Annotated in this window: 14 protein-coding genes; 10 read left to right on the forward strand and 4 right to left on the reverse strand. The window is 32.2% G+C overall.

Features of this window, described 5'->3' with window-relative positions:
• Positions 1 to 24: 24 nt before the first annotated feature.
• From GQR95_RS03330 to GQR95_RS03345, 4 genes are all read right to left on the reverse strand, one after another.
• Positions 25 to 2,358: a sodium-translocating pyrophosphatase gene (locus tag GQR95_RS03330; RefSeq protein ID WP_159021800.1), complete on the reverse strand. Its 2,334-nt coding sequence runs from the start codon at positions 2,356 to 2,358 to the stop codon at positions 25 to 27.
• A 123-nt stretch (positions 2,359 to 2,481) separates the two neighbouring features.
• Positions 2,482 to 3,009, reverse strand: a complete 528-nt coding sequence (locus GQR95_RS03335; RefSeq protein ID WP_159021801.1) for an inorganic diphosphatase — start codon at positions 3,007 to 3,009, stop codon at positions 2,482 to 2,484.
• Between the two features lie 128 nt (positions 3,010 to 3,137).
• Positions 3,138 to 5,630 carry a DUF5686 family protein gene (locus GQR95_RS03340; RefSeq protein ID WP_159021802.1) on the reverse strand — a complete coding sequence of 831 codons (2,493 nt, stop codon included), beginning with the start codon at positions 5,628 to 5,630 and terminating at the stop codon, positions 3,138 to 3,140.
• 67 nt (positions 5,631 to 5,697) lie between these two features.
• A complete protein-coding gene (locus GQR95_RS03345) occupies positions 5,698 to 6,675 on the reverse strand; it encodes a pyruvate dehydrogenase complex E1 component subunit beta (RefSeq protein ID WP_159021803.1) in 978 nt (325 codons plus the stop codon).
• 684 nt (positions 6,676 to 7,359) lie between these two features.
• On the opposite strand from GQR95_RS03345, the gene GQR95_RS03350 reads away from it, so the two are divergent.
• From GQR95_RS03350 to GQR95_RS03395, 10 genes are all read left to right on the forward strand, one after another.
• Positions 7,360 to 8,073: a GLPGLI family protein gene (locus GQR95_RS03350; RefSeq protein ID WP_159021804.1), complete on the forward strand. Its 714-nt coding sequence runs from the start codon at positions 7,360 to 7,362 to the stop codon at positions 8,071 to 8,073.
• Positions 8,074 to 8,203: 130 nt separating this feature from the next.
• Positions 8,204 to 8,446: a hypothetical protein gene (locus tag GQR95_RS03355; protein WP_159021805.1), complete on the forward strand. Its 243-nt coding sequence runs from the start codon at positions 8,204 to 8,206 to the stop codon at positions 8,444 to 8,446.
• A gap of 55 nt (positions 8,447 to 8,501) precedes the next feature.
• Positions 8,502 to 9,212, forward strand: a complete 711-nt coding sequence (locus tag GQR95_RS03360; RefSeq protein ID WP_159021806.1) for a GLPGLI family protein — start codon at positions 8,502 to 8,504, stop codon at positions 9,210 to 9,212.
• Between the two features lie 21 nt (positions 9,213 to 9,233).
• Positions 9,234 to 9,944 (forward strand): GLPGLI family protein, encoded by a 711-nt coding sequence (locus GQR95_RS03365; RefSeq protein WP_159021807.1) that lies wholly within the window; start codon positions 9,234 to 9,236, stop codon positions 9,942 to 9,944.
• Positions 9,945 to 9,946: 2 nt separating this feature from the next.
• Positions 9,947 to 12,613 (forward strand): carboxypeptidase-like regulatory domain-containing protein, encoded by a 2,667-nt coding sequence (locus GQR95_RS03370; RefSeq protein ID WP_159021808.1) that lies wholly within the window; start codon positions 9,947 to 9,949, stop codon positions 12,611 to 12,613.
• Between the two features lie 112 nt (positions 12,614 to 12,725).
• Positions 12,726 to 13,472: an electron transfer flavoprotein subunit beta/FixA family protein gene (locus tag GQR95_RS03375; protein WP_159021810.1), complete on the forward strand. Its 747-nt coding sequence runs from the start codon at positions 12,726 to 12,728 to the stop codon at positions 13,470 to 13,472.
• Between the two features lie 55 nt (positions 13,473 to 13,527).
• Complete coding sequence (locus GQR95_RS03380; protein WP_159021811.1) at positions 13,528 to 14,490, forward strand: electron transfer flavoprotein subunit alpha/FixB family protein; 963 nt, start codon at positions 13,528 to 13,530, stop codon at positions 14,488 to 14,490.
• A gap of 167 nt (positions 14,491 to 14,657) precedes the next feature.
• On the forward strand, positions 14,658 to 15,272 hold the full coding sequence (locus GQR95_RS03385; protein WP_159021813.1) for a bifunctional nuclease family protein: 615 nt from the start codon (positions 14,658 to 14,660) through the stop codon (positions 15,270 to 15,272).
• A 15-nt stretch (positions 15,273 to 15,287) separates the two neighbouring features.
• Positions 15,288 to 17,003 (forward strand): nucleoside transporter C-terminal domain-containing protein, encoded by a 1,716-nt coding sequence (locus GQR95_RS03390; RefSeq protein ID WP_159021815.1) that lies wholly within the window; start codon positions 15,288 to 15,290, stop codon positions 17,001 to 17,003.
• A gap of 100 nt (positions 17,004 to 17,103) precedes the next feature.
• Positions 17,104 to 17,928, forward strand: a complete 825-nt coding sequence (locus tag GQR95_RS03395) for a thymidylate synthase (RefSeq protein ID WP_159021816.1) — start codon at positions 17,104 to 17,106, stop codon at positions 17,926 to 17,928.
• Positions 17,929 to 17,930: the final 2 nt, after the last annotated feature.

The raw sequence follows: 17,930 nt of genomic DNA on the forward strand, positions 1-17,930 counted from the left end.
TATTAAGCTAAAAGCGAAATTTATTTATTTGTGAATAAACTGATTTACGTCTGTACCTTCGTAAGTTATAGTTTGAACCACTTTTTTACCATCTACTATTTTTACAGTAGTAACTTCTGCAATTTTATCTCCATCTTCATTAACTCGAATTTCAACTTCTCCCTGAACTTCTTGAACTAGTTCTGTTGGATTGCTATTTAAAGTGGCTTCATTACAACTTGTAATATTATCTACATTTAAAGCAATACTTGGAGCAATTACCAATGCCACTACAGACATTAATTTTAATAATATATTTAAAGATGGTCCTGAAGTATCTTTAAACGGATCTCCAACAGTATCTCCAACAACAGCAGCTTTATGTGCGTCTGTACCTTTCTTACCTTGTTCTTCAATGGTTTTCTTAGCATTATCCCAAGCTCCACCTGCGTTAGATTGAAAAATAGCCATTAAAACACCACAAGTTGTTACACCTGCAAGAAGTCCTCCAAGCATTTCTGCACCACCAATAAAACCAACAGCAACAGGAACAGCGATAGCTAATAATCCTGGTAAAACCATTTCTCTAATAGAAGCTTTGGTAGATATATCTATACATTTTCCGTAATCTGCAACACCATCTGCTTTATCGAAAATAGCACGATCTTCTACTGATGCTTTAGTCATATCAGAATCATATTTACGCATAACAACCAATGCTGCTTTTAATTCTGGAATATCTCTAAACTGACGACGCACTTCTTCAATCATAGCCATAGCAGCACGACCAACCGCATTCATAGACAAAGCAGAAAATACAAATGGCAACATACCTCCTACTAAAAGCCCAGCCATAATATCTGGATGAGACACGTCTATAGCAGTTACATTAGCTGTTTTCATAAAGGCTGCGAAAAGTGCTAAAGCAGTTAATGCTGCAGAAGCAATTGCAAATCCTTTACCAACTGCTGCTGTTGTATTTCCTACAGCATCTAATTTATCTGTACGATCTCGTACTTCACTAGGTAATTCTGCCATTTCCGCAATACCACCAGCATTATCACAAATTGGCCCATAAGCATCTACAGCCAACTGGATTCCTGTATTTGCTAACATACCAACTGCTGCAATAGCAATACCGTATAATCCTGCGTAATAATGAGACACCATAATTGCTGCTGCAATTAACAAAATAGGAATCATTGTAGACATCATTCCAACACCTAATCCTGCAATAATATTTGTAGCCGCACCTGTATCTGATTGTTTTACAATAGACATTACTGGTTTTTTACCTGTAGCCGTATAATATTCAGTGATTTTACCAACACCTAAACCAGCGATTAAACCAGCAACAGTTGCCATAAAAACACCCCATGAACCAAAAGGTAAACCTTCTACCGTTTCTGGAATTAACGTTTTAATTATAAAATAAGAAGCAAAAACCATTAATCCAGCAGACCCAAATTCGCCTATATTTAATGCAGTTTGAGGGTTTCCTCCATCTTTTACTTTAACAAAAAATGTTCCTAATATAGACATTACAATCCCAACAGCTCCAAGAACTAAAGGTAAGTACACCGCTCCCAAACCATCGTATTCTGGTGTAAGGATAAAAGCACCTAACACCATTGTACCAATAATAGAACCTACATAGGATTCGAATAAATCGGCTCCCATACCAGCAACATCACCAACATTATCTCCAACATTATCTGCAATAGTTGCAGGATTTAATGGGTGATCTTCAGGAATACCTGCTTCTACCTTTCCTACTAAATCTGCACCAACATCTGCCGCTTTGGTATAAATACCTCCACCAACACGAGCAAATAAAGCAATAGACGATGCTCCTAAAGAAAATCCAGAAAGCACATTTAACACCATTGCTAAGTTTTCTGCACCTGGCCAAATATTTTGGTATATCATGAATAAACTACTTAATCCTAGAATTCCTAAACCAACAACACCTAATCCCATTACAGCACCTCCAGCAAAAGCAACTTCTAATGCTCTCCCTAAAGATGTTCTTGCTGCTTGAGTGGTTCTTACATTAGCTTTTGTAGCAACCTTCATCCCGATAAAACCTGCTAATGCAGAACAAATGGCTCCAACAATAAAAGAAATAGCTACAATTCCGCTAGAACCTACTTCAGAAACACCTTTAAAATATAATAAGGTAGCAATAGCTGCTACAAAAATAGCTAACACTTTGTATTCGGCTTTTAAGAAAGCCATAGCACCAGTAGCTATATTTTTGGCGATACGCGACATTTTTTCGTCACCTACGTCTTGTTTAGAAACCCATCCGCTCTTTAGAAAAACGAAGATTAGAGCTAGAACTCCGAAAAGGGGCAGAAATTTTATTAAATATTCCATATTACAGTTATAATTTATAAAAGTTAGTAATTTGTTTAGTCTAAAATTACCAAAATATGGAATACAAAAAAACCACATTTGTCATGTTTCAAATGTGGTTTTTTTATCTTTTTTAAAGAAAAATTAGATTTTAAAATCTCCTTTTGCCTTGTGCTCACTATTATTGTATCTATCGACACATTCGTGGTAAACTTTCACTGCTGCTTCTGCATCACTCCATCCTCCTGTATCTACTTTCTTTTTCTCTAAATCTTTGTAAACTTGGAAAAAGTGTTCGATTTCTTTTAAACGGTGTGGATTTAAATCTGCAATATCTGCTTTGTTATTCCAAATTGGATCTGAAACTGGTACACAAATAATTTTTTCATCTGGCCCTTTTTCATCTGTCATGTGAAAGACTCCAATTGGTCTAACTTCCATAACCGTCATAGGATATGTTGGCTGGTGTCCTAATACAAGAACATCTAAAGGATCTTTATCCAAAGCTAAAGTTTCAGGAATAAAACCATAATCTCCAGGATACATCATTGAAGAAAATAACATTCTGTCGAATCTGATTTTATGTAATTTAAAATCGTATTCGTATTTATTTCTACTCCCTTTAGGGATTTCTATTAAAACATCAAAAGTTTCTTGTTTTTTGTGACTCATGTTTACTGTGTTTATAATGGTAAATGTACTGAACCCTATAATTATAGGCAACCTAAAAACGAATTGATTTCTTATAATAAGAATTATAACGTTGTAAATTGATAATAATTAAATATATGACTAAAAAATTAGAAATAAAAGCCAAAACTACCGGTTACACCAAAATTACGCGCATTAGGGTTTTCTAAATAATTTCCTCTAAAGTTAAAGTCTATTCTAAATACTTTAAAAATATTTCCAATACCAAAACTATATTCGTAATACAACTTATCGGTAGGCGCGCTATAAGTTACGTTTGAAGCATTTAAAGCTATGTTTTCATCTGAAATTTCTCCCCAAACTCCTCTTACCCCTACAATTTCTCTTAGGTTTAATTTACGAAGTAGCGGAATTCGCGAAAATAAACGTCCGTTAAAGTTGTGTTCTAAATGTGCAGACACATACGTATCTGTAATAAACTCATAATAATCTAATTGCGAGAATGTATTATATATAGAGAAGTATGCTTGGTTACCAGGCACAACACTTAAGAGCCCCAAAGGCACTTCTCCAAATGTTTTTCCTGCTTCAATAGTGGTTAACAACCTACCAAAACCACCTAATTGCCAAGGTTGCGTGTATGAGAACTGAACCTTAGTGTAATCAAAATCACTTTTAAACACATTCTTTTCTCCATGACTAACCTGTGCAAATAAAGTCGCAAAATTATCATTAGCACGAGAACGCTCTACACCATAACCCGTCATACGTCTGCCAGGGAAATAGGTTACAGAAAGTGCGGTTTCAAATTGTTTTAATTCTGAAGCAACTTCTGAAAACGTATCGTCTGTATAATAATCTAAATTAAAAGCTTCTGAGGCAGAACCTAAAGTTCTAAAATCGGCACCTAATCTAAAGACTACATTCTGTATTGGTTCCATTTCAAAAGCCAAACTTGTAAGCTCTATATTGGTTAACTTATCGTTAGTTCCTTTTGCGAATAATGATGATGATGCTAAGCTACGCCCTAAAACATCTGTAGATGTGGTTAAACTCGCCCCGATTTGCTCTATATCTTTACGGTGTCCTCCAGAAATTATAAAACGGTTTTCTTTATCGATTAACCATTTTCCTGAAATACCATATTTAATTTTCTTATCTCTAAAACCATAAGCTCCAAAACCTTCTACACGCCAAGGATCGTTCGGACCAAAATATGTACGTCCGCCACCTCGAATACGTAAACCTTCTACCTCGTTATACCCAAAACTAGAGAATATAGGACCATAATCCATATTTAATTCATCTAACTCCACATATCCAGAAGCCAAAATGGTTCCTGCATTATACAAGCGTTTAAATTTCTTAACGGTTTGCAGTGTGTCTAACATTTTATAAACACCTTTTTCGTCCTTACTTAAGGTTTCTAATCTGTTAGTATCCCAGAATTCATCATCACGGTTATAAGTATCTTCGTTGTATTCAAAAACTTGCTCGTTATAAAAATTATCTGCTTTAGGTTTATCGAATACGTAATTATCGTAAAGTGTAGTTCGTTTTCCATAAACGCCTCTAGCCTTCTCTTTTTTGTTAAAGGCAAAATCTGACATAAAATAGTCCCGTTTTATAAGAAAAATAGAATCGTTTAGCACATCAAACTCTTGTTCTATATAAATTTCTTTTACCCAATTTATATTTGCACTTTTAGACGCTTGCATATTAATTTTCTTGATAGCGTACGTAGAGTCATTCACCCAAAAATCGCCTTTAAATGTCAATTCGTTTTTACGACGCGGATAATAAATAATATTATAACACCATTTATTGTCTATAAACGAACTGTCTGCCAAAACATAATTATAGGTATTAATTCCTGTTTTAGACAAGGGACTCACAAAACTTTTATCGAAAAACTTAAGATAATTATCGTATACATCGTATTGAGAGTACAAATCTTTTATAAAATCTAAAATGAATTGATTATTACTAAAGCCAGACATTTTATTTCCGCTTAAAACCTCTCTCTCATTACTAGTTTCATTATTACCATATACTTTGCTCGCAGATTCATTTATAAAAATTGGCAAATATGTTTTTCCTGTAACATTAGAAGTATCTACAGATTCAAAAATAAATTCCATGCCTTTAAAAATTTTACTTTTAACTAAAGCACTATCTATGGTATTTAAATCGAATTCTACTTTTTCGTATTTATCATATTCATACTGATCGAATTTACGAAGACCATTTCTTCGTTTATGTTCCCATATTTTTCTTAAAATATCAATCGCAGGATTATTCTTTTTAGGTTGCTTACCTGCAACAATAACCACTTGGTCTAATTGAGCAGCTTCTTCCTCTAAAACAACTTTTAAGTTATAATTTATATTTTTTGTTAAGGGTATATCTTGAGTATGATACCCCATAAATGAAACGATAATTGCATCCCAATTGGAATCTGATTCCATATAGAATTTACCCTCTTCATTTGTAATAGTACCTTGAGAAGATCCTTTAAAAACAACGTTAGCATAAGCTACAGATTCGTTGTTTTCATCATAGACGTAACCACTAACTTTTGTTTGAGCTATTAAGGATAGGAATCCGAAGAAAAATAATACTAGGCTAAGTCTTAAATTCATAATGAAAAAAAAACTTCATCAGCAATAAATCATGTTGATGAAGTTTTAAATATGTGATAAATGCAGTTTACTTGTACATTACCTTTTTAATGGCTTTAACAACATCGTCGCTATTAGGTAACCATTCTGCCAATAATACTGGAGAATAAGGAGCAGGAGTATCTGCTGTATTAATTTTTACAATTGGTGCGTCTAAATAATCGAAAGCTTGAGATTGTACTTGGTACGTAATCTCTGTAGATACGTTTCCAAATGGCCATGCTTCTTCTAAGATTACCAATCTATTTGTTTTCTTAACTGATTTTAAAACAGCGTCTATATCTAATGGACAAACTGTACGTAAATCGATAATTTCACAAGAGATACCTTCTTTAGCAACCTCATCGGCAGCTTTGTAAGCTTCTTTAATAATTTTACCAAAAGATACAATTGTAACATCTGTACCTTCACGTTTAATATCGGCAACACCAATAGGAAGAACGTATTCTCCATCTGGCACTTCACCTTTATCACCGTACATTTGCTCACTTTCCATAAAAATTACTGGATCGTTATCGCGAATAGCTGCTTTTAAAAGTCCTTTAGCGTCATAAACATTAGAAGGAACAACAACTTTTAAACCAGGAGTATTTGCAAACCAGCTTTCGAAAGCTTGAGAGTGTGTAGCTCCTAATTGTCCCGCAGAACCAGTAGGCCCTCTAAATACGATTGGACAATTAAACTGCCCACCAGACATTTGTCTAATTTTTGCAGCGTTATTTATAATTTGATCAATTCCTACTAACGAAAAGTTGAAGGTCATATACTCTACAATTGGCCTGTTACCAGTCATTGTTGAACCTACAGCTATACCTGCAAAACCTAATTCTGCAATTGGAGTATCGATAACACGTTTTGCACCAAACTCGTCTAACATTCCTTTTGATGCTTTGTATGCACCGTTGTATTCAGCAACTTCTTCACCCATTAAGTAAATGCTTTCATCTCTGCGCATTTCCTCACTCATGGCTTCACAAATCGCTTCTCTGAATTGAATTGTTCTCATGTATCATATTTTAAGAATACAAAAATAACAATAAATAGAAAACTTTCAATAAAAGAATTATTATTAATTCATTAAAATCACAAATAACTTTAAAACCACTCGCTACGCCCCTAAAAAAGCTAAAAATTAATGATCGTTACTAAACAAAACCTCTAAAATAAAATTTACACCTCGAAAACTTAAAAGCTATCTTAATTATAAGCTTATTAATATCTTCTTTTTGTTACATCCAAACACTTAATGGCATTATAACTATAAATCCATACATGGTGATCGAGACGAAACAGAATTATTTAAAGAAGGAAAAAAAACATACTGGTTATACAGAAATTGAAGCCCCTAAAAATGAGAGAGAATTAATAAACATTAATGGATATCAATTACAAATAATTAACAAACGATAACGCTAAAAACACATGCTTTTTTTGATGATTTAACAAATTAACAATCAAAACAAAATGTAAGGACTTAAAACATTTCACATATCATACTCTTTTCATTCCTTAGTTAGCATCAATATAAAAATCAATCTTTTAAAGATTACGCCAATACAAATAAAATTAAGGAATCTTTAAATTTAAAAGTTGAACCTGTAAAAACGGCGCACAAAATCATAGAAAATAAAATTATTGGTTATCGCACATAAAAGCTAGCTTATAATCTTTAAACTGAAAAAAAAAATCCATGAACAAAATATTTTTAATTGCATTACTTACAACTACATTAAATTATGCCCAAACACTTAAAGGCATTATAACTATAAACCCATTACGAGGGATTGGAGACAACACTGTATTATCTGAAAAAAACAAAAAACCAAAATACCACAGTTACTCCTTTTCTAAGAACAAATCAATCCAAAAATTAATATCTAACGAAGGAACTACTATAGATACTATTATTGTAGAACACCCTGAAGTAGATGGTCTAACAATGGAAACCACAGAAATAAACATAAATGCAAATAAATTAATTATTTACAAAGACTATATCAATGATGTGTTTCGACTAGAGGCTTCACAGAAAAATCGAAATTTAGTTACCGAGTATATAAGTATAAAAGATCACATTCCTAGTTTTAATTGGGTTTTACAAAACGAAACACAAACTATCCTTGGGTATACGTGCAAAAAAGCCACAGCTGAAAGAATTATGGGAGTTAGAAAACAGCACATTACAGCATGGTACACAGAAGATATCCCGATTAATGATGGGCCAAAAGATTTTAATGGTCTTCCTGGTTTAATTTTACAGGTTAATACAAATAATAACGTATTAATTAAATTTGAAAAACTAAAATTCTTTAAAGACACAAACACAGAAATTGAAGCACCTAAAAACGAGAGTGAATTAATAAGTATTAATGGATATCAATTACAAATGATGAATAAACGATAATGCAAAAAAAACGCTTTTTTTTTAATTATTTAACAAATTAACAATACAAACACAACTTAATAACGTAAAACATTTCGTATATCGTTTTTTTTTATTCTTTAGCTAGCATTAACATAAAAACCAATATATTATGAAAAAAATTATTTTAAATGTTATTGCTATTGTTTGCTTTTCTTTTATGAGTAACGCCAATACAAATGAAATTAAAGAATCTTTAAATTTAAAAGTTGAATCTGTTAGGACGATTGAAGACAACAAGCTCGAAGAAGATTGGTACTGGTGTGTGAAATTCTCTGAAGATATAGAAACAAACGAAATGGACGGATCTATATCAACTACTACAACTTACGTATGTACTAAAGCTGAATTTTAAAATAATACAACTCAAGGGTGAAATTATTCTACCCTTGAGTTATAAAAAATGAAAAATGAAAAAAAAATTTATATTAATTTTTCTATTATCATCATTCTCTTATTCCCAAACACTTAAAGGTGTTATAACTATAAATCCACAACATAGTCTTGGAGACGAAACAGAGTTGTCTGAAAAAGGAAAAAAACCAATTTACACTAGTTATACATTTTCAAACAATAAATCTATACAAAAATTAATCTCTAACGAAGGCACTTCTATAGACACAATTATTGTAGAACACCCAGACGTAGAAGGCTTAACAATGAAGACTACTAAAGCAATAATAAGATCAAATAAATTAATTATTTATAAGGATTACATCAATGATGTTTTTCGATTAGAAGGCGAAAAGAAAAACAGACAATTAAATACAGAATACTTAAGTATAAAAGACAACATACCAACCCATAATTGGACGTTACAAAACGAAACACAAACTATTCTTGGGTACACGTGCAAAAAAGCCACAGCAGAAAAAATTAGCTTTGGCAGAAAACAATACATTACAGCTTGGTACACAGAAGAAATACCTATTAGTGATGGCCCAAAAATTTATAATGGTCTTCCTGGTTTAATTTTACAAGTAGACAATAAAATTACTTTAATTAAATTTGAAAAATTAAAATTCTTTAAAGACACAAACACAGAAATTGAAGCTCCTAAAAACGAGAGTGAATTAATAAGTATTAATGGTTTTCAATTACAAACGATGAATAAACGATAATGCTAAAAACACATTAATAAAATGAAATATATTTTAATCCTAGTTCTTTTTACAACTACATTAAACTACTCTCAAACCATAAAAGGCATTATAACTATAAATCCATTACGAGGGATTGGAGACAACACTGTATTATCTGAAAAAAACAAAAAACCAAAATACCACAGTTACTCCTTTTCTAAGAACAAATCAATCCAAAAATTAATATCTAACGAAGGAACTACTATAGATACTATTATTGTAGAACACCCTGAAGTAGATGGGCTAACAATGGAAACCACAGAAATAAACATAAATGCAAATAAATTAATTATTTACAAAGACTATATCAATGATATGTTTCGACTAGAGGCTTCACAGAAAAATCGAAATTTAGTTACCGAGTATATAAGTATAAAAGATCACATTCCTAGTTTTAATTGGGTTTTACAAAACGAAACACAAACTATCCTTGGGTATACGTGCAAAAAAGCCACAGCTGAAAGAATTATGGGAGTTAGAAAACAGCACATTACAGCATGGTACACAGAAGATATCCCGATTAATGATGGACCAAAAGATTTTAATGGTCTTCCTGGCTTAATTTTACAGGTTAATACAAATAATAACGTATTAATTAAATTTGAAAAACTAAAATTCTTTAAAGATACAAATACAGAAATTGAAGCGCCTAAAAACCAGAGTGAATTAATAAGCATTAATGGTTATCAATTACAAATGATGAATAAATAGTAATGCTAAAAAAAATATTACATAATACCGTATTAAAAAAGCAGTTGTTCTGCTTTTTTTTATTTCTGCCAAACTTTATCTTTTGTCAAACTAAAATTATTGGTCGTATTAAAGACAGTAAGCAGGACGTTATTTCTGGTGCAAATATTATTTTAAAAAAAGCAGATACCGGTCTTATTTCAACGTATACAACATCTAATACTACTGGAGAGTTCGAACTTTTATCTAAGCCTGGTTCTTATATTTTAAAAATAAGTTATTTGGGTTACAAAACAATTAACCAAAATATAAATATTACAACCACAGAGTTACAACTAGACACTATTATTCTAGTTGAAAACAATACCGAATTAGAAGAAATTATTCTGAAAGCCGAAAACAATGGCATTGTACAAAAAGGAGATGTTACCCAATATAAAATTGATAAGTTTTTAAACGGCACAGAAGAAAGCTTAAAAGATATTATAACAAAATTACCAGGACTTGGCATTAACGAAAGCGGTAAAATTACAGCCAATGGTAAAGAAATTGACAGATTGTTAATAGATGGCGAAAATCTATATAAAAGTCAGCATCAATTAGCCACAGAAAACATAAGTTCTGAGATGGTTAAGAATGCCGAATTAATTAGAAATTACAAAGATTTTGAATCGATTACTCCCAATAGTAAAACAGGATTAACAGCGTTAAATATTAATATAAAAGATGAGTTTAAAAACAAATTTACAGGACATGTAGAAACACATGTTGGTATTGAAGATAAATATAAAATTAAAGGCGCTCTTTTTAACTTTGGCAAAAAGGTAAAATTCTCATTACTGCCTAACTCCAATAATTTAGGAGAAACCACAATGACAATTCAAGATTATTACACGCTTACAGACACAGATGCAATAAGTAACTCTAAAGGAAATAGCAAAGTAGTCTTTTCTAAATTAGAAGATTTGCCACGGTTTCTAAATTCTAGTACCAACGTCGCTTCTAAAACAAATAATTTTATTGCATTAAGCAGCATTATAAATCCTTCAGAAAAAACCAAAATAGATGTTTACGGTATTATAAATCATGTAAAACAAGAAGAAACATACAATAGAAAATTAGTGTTTAACGACACACAAGTAGAACAAGACATCTTAGAAAACTACAACATTCTTGAGAAGAACTTTTTTGGTACGTTACAACTTAAATCTATTTACAAACCTTCTAACACAAGTGTGTTTACTTTTTTAAACGTATTAAACATAGATAACACAGACCAAGAAAAGCGCATAGAAAATACCACAAATTCAGAACTAAATAACGTTAACGAATTTACAAAACCTAAAAAAACAAGTTTTCAATCTAATCTTAGTTTCAATAAAACAATAAGCTCCAATCTTTTTAGCACAGGTTTATCTTTTAAATATTTAGAGACCAATTCAAAAAAAGATATAAATGCTACAGATACATTTCTTGATCTTAATTTTGATACTGATTTTTACACCGCGAAACAAAAATTAAATACCTCGTTAAACGAAACAAATTTTAACCTGAGCTACACTTTAAACTACGCAAAAGCTTCAATAGAATTATATAACCAATCGACACTTACAAACAGTAAATTATACTCTAACACAAACAACCTTGATGCTTTTTACAACAAGTTATCATTAAACCAACTCGCAACAAAAAATGGTATCGATTTTGATTTTAAAATTTCAAAAACATTAAAATACACCATAGGAATTAATTATAATTATTTAGCGAATACGTATAATTCAAATGTTAGTCACGAAAATTTTCTAGGTTTAAATTCCGCTATAAAAGCTCAATTTAGCGCTAACAATATTGCAGATTTAACGTATACATATTCTAATAAAACACCAACTATACATTTTTTAAACGATGCATTTATTATTAAAGATTATAGAACTTTAATAATAAACGAAGATGTTTTACCAAACGCGTTACTTCCTTTTCATCAAATAAGTGCAAGCCATTTTATATTTAAACCAAAAGCTAAGCTCTCTTATATTTTTAATGCGTCTTACACTATAAAAAACAAGTCTATCGGGAATAATATAATAAATACAGAAAACGTCTCTGTATCTAAAAACAAGATTATTAACAAAGATAATATGTTTAGCACATTTGTGTTTTTAGAAAAATCTTTAAACACGTTGCCTCTTGCGTTTTCTGGCAGTTTGTCTTACAGTAATACGAACACAGATTACTTCCAAGAGAGTACATCTTTCCAATATAAAAACGAGAACATCTCCAGCATTGTTAAATTAAAAAGTAATTTTAAAAATGCCTTAATTAATTTCGATCTGGGCTATAAATTTTCAAAAACCACGTATAACGACCAAGACAATACGAGTTCGCTTCAAATTTCACAACCTTCAATAAATCTTAACGGAAAAATTTCGGCACATTTGTTTTGGTATTTAGAGTCTAACATTACCTCTTATAATAATAACGACTTAAAACGGAATATTTATAATTTAAGTCCAAGATTAAGATATAAAAAAGCGGAATCTAAGTGGGAGTTATATATAACGGGGAATAATATTCTTAACCTAGACAACAACACTATTTTAGAGAATAATAGTTCGCCTAGTTATTACGAAGAACGCACAAGCTCAATCCTTTCCGGTTACATTCTTATTGGAAGTAAATTCAGGATTTAGCAATTTTTAACTCTTTTTTTGATTATTTACTATGCATGCATAGTAAAATTTAAATAAAATTCAATAACTTCGTATCCAGATAAAACTATACTTATTATAACAAACAAATATTATGAAAATTTTAGTGTGTATTAGTCACGTTCCAGATACGACTTCAAAAATAAATTTTTCAGAAGGCGATACCAAATTTGACACCAATGGTGTGCAATTTATAATAAACCCTAACGACGAATATGGCTTAACACGTGCCATGTGGTTTAAGGAAAAACAAGGTGCTACAGTAGATGTTGTAAATGTTGGTGGCCCTGAAACCGAACCAACATTACGTAAAGCGCTTGCACTTGGTGCAGATGGAGCTATACGTGTTAACACCCCTGCTTTAGACGGTTTTGCTGTGGCTGAACAATTAGCTAAAGTAGTAAAAGACGGCGCTTACGATTTAGTAATTGCTGGCCGTGAGTCTATAGATTATAACGGCGGTATGGTACCAGGCATGCTTGCAGGATTAACCAATGCAAACTTTATAAATACATGTATTAGCTTAGATATTGATGGCACAAATGTAAAAGCTGTTCGTGAAATTGACGGCGGAAAAGAAACCGTTAATACAACTTTACCTTTAGTTATAGGCGCACAAAAAGGCTTAGTTGAAGAAAGCGATTTACGTATTCCAAATATGCGAGGTATTATGATGGCTCGTAAAAAACCATTAACAATACTAGAACCTATAGAGGCTTCTACCGAAACGGTTTCAGTGAAATTTGAAAAACCAACACCTAAAGGAGCTGTAACACTTGTATCTCCAGACAATTTAGACGAGTTAGTTAATTTACTTCATACAGAAGCTAAAGTCATTTAATCACATTTCAATATCAAGAATTAGTTTGTATTGAAATTAAAAACTTAAAAACATTATGTCAGTTTTAGTATATACAGAATCAGAACAAGGAAAATTTAAAAAAGTAGCTTTCGAAGTGGCATCTTATGCCAGAGCCGTAGCCGACCAATTAGGAACATCGGTTACTGCAATTTCTATTAACGCAGAAGACCCTTCTATGTTGGGAACTTACGGTGTTACTAAAGTCTTAAATGTAAAAGACACAAAATTAGATGCTTTTAACGCAAAATCTTATGCACATGTTATTAATCAAGCAGCAGCAGAAGAAGGTTCTAAAGTAGTAATTGTTAGCTCTAGTGCAGATAGTAAATATTTGGCACCATTATTAGCCATAGAATTAAAAGCAGGTTATGCTTCTAACGTTGTTGCGTTACCTACAAACTTATCGCCTTTTACCGTAAAACGTACGGCGTTTACAAACAAGGCCTTTAACGAAACTAGCATTAGTACTTCCACTAAATTAGTTGGATTATCTAATAATTCTTTTGGAATAAAAGAACACACAACAGAAATAGAAGTGACACACTATTCGCCTTCTATTCCAGATAATGGCGTACATGTAGAGTCTGTAGACAAAGTAACAGATAAAGTAACTATTGCAGATGCAGACATTGTTGTCTCTGGAGGTCGCGGATTAAAAGGACCTGAAAACTGGGGCATGATTGAAGAATTAGCAGACGTTTTAGGTGCTGCAACAGCATGTTCTAAACCTGTTTCAGACTTAGGTTGGAGACCACACGGAGAACACGTAGGGCAAACCGGAAAACCTGTAGCTGCAAATTTATATATTGCAATTGGTATTTCTGGAGCAATTCAGCATTTAGCAGGTATTAATGCCTCTAAAGTTAAATTGGTAATCAATACAGATCCTGAAGCACCATTTTTTAAAGCTGCAGATTATGGGGTAGTTGGAGATGCTTTTGAAGTTATCCCTGCACTAATTGAAAAACTAAAAGCTTTTAAAGCTCAAAATGCTTAATTATTTTAAAATTGTATAAATAAAAAGACTGTTTAAAAGACGCTTACCCTCCAAATTTGCATTAAATTTTAAAGGAGTTCATCTCTTTCTATATGTTGTTTTCAACAAAAAATGCAGAATAGGTTTGGTAAAGTCCTAATTTAAACAGTCTTTTGTGTTTTTAAATTATGAGTTTAGTTAGACTTAATATAAAAGGAATTTCCTACAGCCAAACGCAAAACGGCGCTTACGCTTTAATACTCAATGAGGTAGACGGTGATCGAAAACTGCCTATTGTTATTGGCGCATTCGAAGCACAATCTATTGCCATAGCTCTTGAAAAAGAGATTAGGCCTCCACGCCCTTTAACTCACGATTTATTTAAAAATTTTTCTGATAGATTTGACATCACAGTTAAGCAAGTCATTATTCATAAATTGGTAGATGGCGTGTTTTATTCTAGCTTAATTTGCGAGCGCGATAAAATTGAAGAAATTATAGACGCTAGAACAAGCGATGCTATTGCTTTAGCTTTACGTTTTCAGGCGCCTATTTTTACTTATAAAAACATATTAGACAAAGCAGGAATTTATTTAAAAATAAACCCTGAAAAAGAAAATGACGACTCACAATCCGACCTTCTTTCAGACGATTTAATTTCCGAAGAACTTGAAACCCCTTCTAAAGAAGAAGGTTATAAAGGTAAAACTACAGAAGAATTAAATCAATTACTCGCTAACGCAGTAATGGATGAAGACTACGAAAAAGCCGCCCAAATTCGAGACGAAATCTCGAAACGCTAAAGCCCAACTAAAAGTATGAAACACCTTTTATTCGCCCTTGCTCTTATTTCTTTCGGATTTTTTAACAGCGCACACGCGCAAACCATAGAAAAACTATGGCAGTTAGAAGAACTTCAGTCCAAGCCTGAAGACTCCACAGAAATAGCAAAGACGACTTTTGAAACACTTACATTTGATAACGGAGAATTCAAAACAACTTCTAAAGGTGAAAACACACTAGATGCTTCTGGTGATTATATGCTACAAAACAATCTGTTAGTTTTTTATTACAACACACCAACAGACGCTATTCAACACTATAAAATTTCAGAATTAACAGATACAACTCTAGTCTTTTCTGAAAAACAAAACGTTTATAAATTTAAAGCTTCGCCAACTGTTTTGCAAACGGCTATCGCTACTGCAAAACAAGACACCATAATTCCTAGTCAAGGATTTACATCTAAAAGCTTTTTTCGCGGACTTCTAGGAATGGTAGTTTTACTACTTATTTGCTATTTACTTAGTAGCAATAGAAAAGCAATTAACTGGAAAACAATTGGAGTAGGTTTAAGTGCACAAGCTATACTAGCTATTGGTGTAATAAAAATTGAATTTGTACAATACGGATTTGAATTTGTTGGAAAAATATTTGTGAAAATTTTAGAATTCACACAAGCCGGTAGTGTCTTTCTATTAGGAAGCATGATGGATGTAAGTAGCTTTGGTTTTATATTTATATTTCAAATTTTACCTACTATTATATTCTTCTCTGCATTAACATCTGTTTTGTTTTACTTAGGTGTAATTCAAATCGTAGTAAAAGGAATGGCATGGGTATTAACAAAATTACTTGGTATTTCTGGTGCAGAAAGCTTAAGTGTTGCTGGTAATATTTTCTTAGGACAAACAGAAGCTCCTTTAATGATTAAGGCGTATTTAGAACGCATGACAAAATCTGAAATCTTACTAGTTATGGTTGGAGGAATGGCTACCGTTGCCGGTGGCGTTTTAGCAGCTTATATTGGGTTTTTAGGAGGTGAAGATCAGGCTTTAAAAATATTTTATGCCAAACATTTATTAACAGCATCTGTAATGGCTGCTCCTGGAGCAATTGTTATTTCTAAAATGCTATACCCACAACAAGAAAAAATTAATTCAGAATTAAAAGTTTCTCAAGAAAATATAGGATCTAATATATTAGACGCCATTGCTAACGGAACCACTGAAGGACTAAAACTAGCTGCAAATGTTGGAGCTATGCTATTAGTATTTGTCGCATTTATAGCCATGATTAATTACGGCTTTGGAAAAATGGGAATGATTGGTGGTTTTAATACTTGGATTGCAGCAAACACGCCTTATAAAATGTTCTCTTTAGAATTTATTTTAGGGTATTTATTTTCACCTTTAATGTGGATTATTGGTGTTGCTAAAGAAGATATGGCGCTTATGGGACAACTCTTAGGTATTAAACTTGCCGCTAGTGAATTTATAGGTTATATGCAATTAGCAGAATTAAAAAACGTAGCAAACCCGATACATTTTCATTTTGAAAAATCTATAATTATGGCCACTTATATGTTATGTGGTTTTGCAAATTTTGCATCTATAGGAATACAAATTGGTGGTATAGGTTCTTTAGCTCCTGGAAAAAGAAAAACACTTTCAGAATTTGGAATTCGTGCGCTTATTGGTGGTACTGTAGCTTCACTATTATCTGCTACAATTGCAGGAATGATTATTGGATAATATTTGTTTTTACCCCCTACATTTTCCTAAATTTGCACTCCATTATTTTTACAGACTATATTCACCATTTAACATATTCCTGCCTACGCAGAAAATGATTATGAAACAATATTTAGACCTTGTTAAACACGTTTTAGAAACAGGAAACGAAAAAGGAGATCGTACAGGAACGGGAACAAAAAGTGTATTTGGTTACCAAATGCGATTTGATTTAAGTGAGGGTTTCCCGATGGTTACTACTAAAAAACTACATTTAAAATCTATAATTCATGAATTACTGTGGTTTTTAAAAGGAGATACTAACATTAAATATCTAACAGATAATGGTGTAAAAATATGGAATGCATGGGCTGATGAAAATGGGGATTTAGGTCCTGTTTACGGTCACCAATGGAGAAATTGGAATAGTGATGAAGTAGACCAAATTAAAGAAATTGTAGAAACATTAAAAACAAATCCTAATAGCAGACGCATGCTTGTTTCTGCTTGGAATCCTTCAGTTTTACCAGATAATTCTAAATCGTTTAGTGAAAACGTCGCAGATGGAAAAGCAGCACTTCCACCGTGTCATGCCTTTTTTCAATTTTATGTCGCTAACGGAAAATTATCTTGTCAGTTATACCAACGTAGTGCAGATATATTTTTAGGCGTGCCTTTTAACATTGCTTCTTATGCCCTATTCACCATGATGATGGCTCAAGTTTGTGGTTACGAAGCAGGCGAGTTTATACACACATTTGGAGACGCACACATTTATAGCAATCATTTTGAGCAAGTCAAGCTACAATTAAGCAGAGACCCAAAACCATTACCAAAAATGATAATAGATCCTGAAGTAAAAAACATCTTCGATTTTAAATTCGAAGATTTCAGTTTAGTCAATTACGATCCGCATCCACATATAAAAGGTACTGTATCAGTATAAAT

Source organism: Formosa sp. L2A11, assembly GCF_009796865.1.
Lineage (GTDB): Bacteria > Bacteroidota > Bacteroidia > Flavobacteriales > Flavobacteriaceae > Formosa.

Excerpts from the sequence above, each read along its gene's own strand:
- GQR95_RS03370 (WP_159021808.1), top strand. The coding sequence starts at position 9,947 with ATGCTAAAAAAAATATTACATAATACCGTATTAAAAAAGCAGTTGTTC.
- GQR95_RS03355 (WP_159021805.1), top strand. The coding sequence starts at position 8,204 with ATGAAAAAAATTATTTTAAATGTTATTGCTATTGTTTGCTTTTCTTTT.
- GQR95_RS03385 (WP_159021813.1), top strand. The coding sequence starts at position 14,658 with ATGAGTTTAGTTAGACTTAATATAAAAGGAATTTCCTACAGCCAAACG.
- GQR95_RS03345 (WP_159021803.1), bottom strand. The coding sequence starts at position 6,675 with ATGAGAACAATTCAATTCAGAGAAGCGATTTGTGAAGCCATGAGTGAG.
- GQR95_RS03365 (WP_159021807.1), top strand. The coding sequence starts at position 9,234 with ATGAAATATATTTTAATCCTAGTTCTTTTTACAACTACATTAAACTAC.
- GQR95_RS03380 (WP_159021811.1), top strand. The coding sequence starts at position 13,528 with ATGTCAGTTTTAGTATATACAGAATCAGAACAAGGAAAATTTAAAAAA.
- GQR95_RS03360 (WP_159021806.1), top strand. The coding sequence starts at position 8,502 with ATGAAAAAAAAATTTATATTAATTTTTCTATTATCATCATTCTCTTAT.
- GQR95_RS03350 (WP_159021804.1), top strand. The coding sequence starts at position 7,360 with ATGAACAAAATATTTTTAATTGCATTACTTACAACTACATTAAATTAT.
- GQR95_RS03340 (WP_159021802.1), bottom strand. The coding sequence starts at position 5,630 with ATGAATTTAAGACTTAGCCTAGTATTATTTTTCTTCGGATTCCTATCC.
- GQR95_RS03375 (WP_159021810.1), top strand. The coding sequence starts at position 12,726 with ATGAAAATTTTAGTGTGTATTAGTCACGTTCCAGATACGACTTCAAAA.
- GQR95_RS03390 (WP_159021815.1), top strand. The coding sequence starts at position 15,288 with ATGAAACACCTTTTATTCGCCCTTGCTCTTATTTCTTTCGGATTTTTT.
- GQR95_RS03395 (WP_159021816.1), top strand. The coding sequence starts at position 17,104 with ATGAAACAATATTTAGACCTTGTTAAACACGTTTTAGAAACAGGAAAC.
- GQR95_RS03330 (WP_159021800.1), bottom strand. The coding sequence starts at position 2,358 with ATGGAATATTTAATAAAATTTCTGCCCCTTTTCGGAGTTCTAGCTCTA.
- GQR95_RS03335 (WP_159021801.1), bottom strand. The coding sequence starts at position 3,009 with ATGAGTCACAAAAAACAAGAAACTTTTGATGTTTTAATAGAAATCCCT.